The 3,847-nt window shown below is 76.1% G+C and carries 2 protein-coding genes and 1 pseudogene; all 3 read left to right on the top strand.

The genetic code is table 11. The features are described from left to right. Nucleotides 1–810 (top strand): annotated as a pseudogene (locus JWQ92_RS09135) (MMPL family transporter); the annotation flags it as partial. Continuing rightward, nucleotides 807–2,852 carry a YhgE/Pip family protein gene (locus JWQ92_RS09130; protein WP_297344147.1) on the top strand — a complete coding sequence of 682 codons (2,046 nt, stop codon included), beginning with the start codon at nucleotides 807–809 and terminating at the stop codon, nucleotides 2,850–2,852. The pseudogene JWQ92_RS09135 and the gene JWQ92_RS09130, both read left to right, overlap by 4 nt. Before the next feature lie 31 nt (nucleotides 2,853–2,883). Further along, the gene (locus JWQ92_RS09125; protein ID WP_297344146.1) at nucleotides 2,884–3,654 is read left to right on the top strand and encodes a fructosamine kinase family protein; all 771 of its coding nucleotides are present in this window, start codon (nucleotides 2,884–2,886) and stop codon (nucleotides 3,652–3,654) included. The last annotated feature ends 193 nt before the right edge of the window (nucleotides 3,655–3,847 follow it).

Genomic DNA, 3,847 nt, shown 5'->3' with positions numbered 1-3,847 from the left:
GACGCGTTCCTCGTGCGGATGACCCTCGTGCCCGCCGTCATGCTGCTCGTCGGCAGGGCGGGCTGGTACCTGCCCCGGTGGCTCGACCGGGCCCTCCCGTCGGTCGACATCGAGGGGGAGGGGCTCGCCGCCCGCCGCGCGCAGCTCGCCTGGGCCGCCGGCCAGGAGGGCTGGCTGCTCTCCGCGGAGCGCCTCGTCGCCGCGGCCCCGTTCACCACGGACCCGATCGACCTGCGGGTGGGCCGCGGTGGCATCACGACGCTCGCCGTGCCCGCGGCGCTGCGCCGCGGTGTCGTCGCGACGCTCACCGGTCACCTCGCGCCCGAGCGCGGGGGGCTGCAGATCGACGGGCATCCGGCCCCGTCGGAGGCCGCCGACGTGCGCCGCCTCGCCGCGCCGGTGCTCGACGACGGCACCGCGGCGGGCGCCTCCGTCGGCGAGCTGATCGCCGAGCGGCTCCGTGCGGCCCCGCGGCGGGCTCGCAGCGGGTCGGTGGCGATCTGGCTCGAGCGGATCCGCGCCGCCGAACCCGCGCTCGCCGCCACCCGTGGCCGCCTCGACCGCCGCACCCCGCTCGGCGCCCTCGGCGCCGAGGAGCGCCTCGTCGTGCTCGCCGCCGCCGCACTCGCCGGCGGCGCCGAGGTCGTCGTCCTCGACGCGGGCGACATCGGCCGCGAGGCCGAGCGCCGGCTCGCAGCAGCACTGCCCCAGCTCACCGACGGCGGCGCGGCCGCCGTGCTCGTCACCGCTTCCGCCGACATCCCGCTCGGCGCATCCGATCCCGCGAGGAAGGTCCCCGCATCCCGATGAACCGTTCGTTCCGCAGCATCGCGCTGCTCGTCGTGGCGGCCGTCGTGCCCGCCCTGGTGCTCGGGGTCTTCGTCGGGGCGCTCGCGTCCGCCGACACGGGCGCCGCGACCGTGCCCGCCGCCGTCGTCAACCAGGATCGCTTCGTCCAGACGAAGGGTGCGGACGGGAGGACGACGACCATCGCCGCCGGCCGGCTCGTCGTGACGAACCTCACCAAGCCCGCCTCCGCGTCCGGCGGGGTCGCCATCCGGTGGCGGCTCTCGAACGAGCAGCAGGCGAAGGCGCTGCTCGACTCGGGTGACGTCTACGCCGTCGTCACCATCCCCGAGGACTTCTCGAAGTCGATCTCGACCGTCTCGTCGACGAACCCCGCGCGGGCCCGCATCACCATCCGCACCGACGACGCGCACGGCTACGTCGTGAGCCAGCTCGCCTCGTCGCTCGGCACCTCGCTCACCGCGACGCTCGGCAGCACCATCGCCGAAGGCGTCATCAAGGGGCTCTACGGCGGCTTCGGCACCCTCCACGACCAGCTCGGCACGGCCGCGACCGGCGCAGGCACGCTCGGTGCGGGCGCCGGGTCCCTCGCGACCGGGCTCGGCAAGCTGGCCGGCGGGCAGGACGGCATCGCCTCCGGTGCGACCGGCCTCGGCAGCGGCGCCACCCGGCTCGGCTCCGGCACCGACTCCCTGGCGAGCGGCCTCGGCCGGGCGGCGGCCGGTGCGCACAGCGCGGCCTCGGGGCTCACGACCCTGCAGGGCGGGGTGCGCCAGTACGTCCGGGGCGTGACGGGCGGGCTCTCGACCGCAGCCGCGAAGGCGAAGGGCCTGCAGCAGCTCCCGGGCGGCTTCTCCTCCTACGCGTCCGGCGTCGGCTCCGCCGGCGACTCCCTCCAGCAGGTCATCGACAGCGACCCGACGCTGAGTCCGCAGACGAAGGCGGCGCTGCTCCGGATCCGCGCCGGCCTGCACACGGCCGCGACCGGCACCGGCGAGCAGCAGCTCGCCGCGGGGATCTCCGGCGCGGCCACCTTCCAGTCCTCGATCGCCGCCCTCGGCCGCAGCAGCAGCCCGTTCGCCACCGGGGGAGCGAAGCTCGTCTCCGGTGTCGGTTCCGCCGCGAGCGGCGTGGGCACCCTGGCGGACGGCCTCGACCGGAGCGCCTCCGGCGCCTCCTCCATCGCCACCGGCACTCGCGGGATCGCCACCGGTGCGGACCAGCTGGGCAGTGGGGCCGCGAAGATCGCCTCGGGGATCCGCTCGAGCCAGGGGGGTGCGTCGAAGATCGGCAGCGGCGCCACCTCGCTCGGCGGCGGCCTGCAGAAGGCGGTCGACGCGCTGCCCGACGCCGCCCCCGCCCAGGCGGCGAAGATCGCGGACGTCGTCGCGAACCCCGTGCAGGCCACGGCCGTCCGGCAGCACGAGACGACGAGCATCGGCCAGATCGTCGCGGCGCTCATCCTGCCGGTGTCCCTCTGGATCGGCGCGTCCGCGGCCGTGCTGCTGTTCGGCGCGATCCGCAGGCGCCTCCTCGCGACCGGCATCGGCTCGGGGCGGCTCGTCGGATCCGCCCTGGCCCGCGGCGCGGTGCTCGCGGTCCTGCAGGCGGCGCTCCTGATCGCCCTCCTGCAGGCGACGCTCGCGCTGCCGTGGGACCGTGCCGCGCTCGCGCTGCTCGTCGCCGTGGTCACGGGGGTGGCGTTCTTCGCCGTCCACCAGCTGCTCACCGCGCTCTTCGGCCGCGCCGGCACCGTGATCTCGATCGTGCTGCTCGGGGCGCAGCTCGTGGCGGTCGGCGGGCTCTACCCGATCGAGCTCGTGTCGGCCCCGTACCAGGTGGTGAGCCCGTACCTGCCGCTCACCGCGTCGGTCGGCGCGATGCAGGCGGTGATCACCGGGGCGAGCGGCGCCTCCGTCGCCGGCGGCATCGCGACCCTCGCGGTCTACGCGGTGGTCGCCTTCGCGCTCACCGTCGCCGTGGTCGCGAGACGCCGGTCCTCGGTCGGCCTGTTCGCACCTCCCGCGGTGCCGGCGCTCGGATGACCGCCGCACACGCCCGACGGACGGTCGGGCGATGAGCGGCCGGGTGCACACCAAGCGCCGCCGCGACGCCCCTCCCGCCTTCTTCGAGGCGGAGGCGGCCGGGCTCGCCTGGCTGGCCGAGGCCGGCGGCGCCCAGGTCGTGCGCGTGATCGCGGTCGAGCCCGGCCGCATCGACCTCGAGGCGCTCGAGCTCACCCGGCCGACCGAGGCGCAGGCCCGTGCCTTCGGCGCCGCCCTCGCCGCGACCCACGACGCGGGCGCCGCCGGGTTCGGGGTCCCGCCCGACGGGTACAGCGGCCCCACCTACCTCGGCAACCAGGAGCTGCCGACGCGCCCCGACGGCTGGCGCGAATGGGGCGCGTTCTACGTCGAGGCGCGGGTGCTGCCGTATGCACGCCGGGCCGCCGAACGCGGGCACCTCGGCGGCGCCGACCTGCGGCTCGTCGAGCACGCGTGCGACGCGATCGCCGCCGGTGACCTCGACGACGACGACCCGCCCGCGCGGATCCACGGCGACCTCTGGAACGGCAACGTGCAGTGGACGCCCGCCGGCGCCGTGCTCATCGACCCCGCGGCGTCGGGTGGTCACCGCGAGACGGACCTCGCGATGCTCGCGCTCTTCGGCTGCCCGTTCCTCGCCGCCGTCTACGAGGGCTACGACGGCGCCCACCCGCTCCGGCCCGGCTGGGAGGACCGCATCCCGCTGCACCAGCTGCATCCGCTCGCCGTCCACGCCGCCGGCTACGGGCCCTCGTACGGCCGCGCGCTGACGGACGCCGCGCGCGCGACCCTCGACCTCTGACCGCACGGCCGCTGCTCGCCGATCACGCCCGAGGCGCTCCCTCCCGCCGACAGCCCCCGACTGATAGGATGTTCTCTGGTCGGCAGTGCGCCGATCGACCGGAGCAGGCCGGCAGAAGCTGGTCCTCGGTGGTGGTATCCGGATGCGTCCGCACTCTGTCGGTGACGCTACCGTGTATTTCTCCTGATGGCCA

Origin of the sequence: Amnibacterium sp. (assembly GCF_025463795.1) — a bacterium.
Lineage (GTDB): Bacteria > Actinomycetota > Actinomycetes > Actinomycetales > Microbacteriaceae > Amnibacterium.
This window is presented reverse-complemented; position numbering and strand designations above follow the sequence as displayed.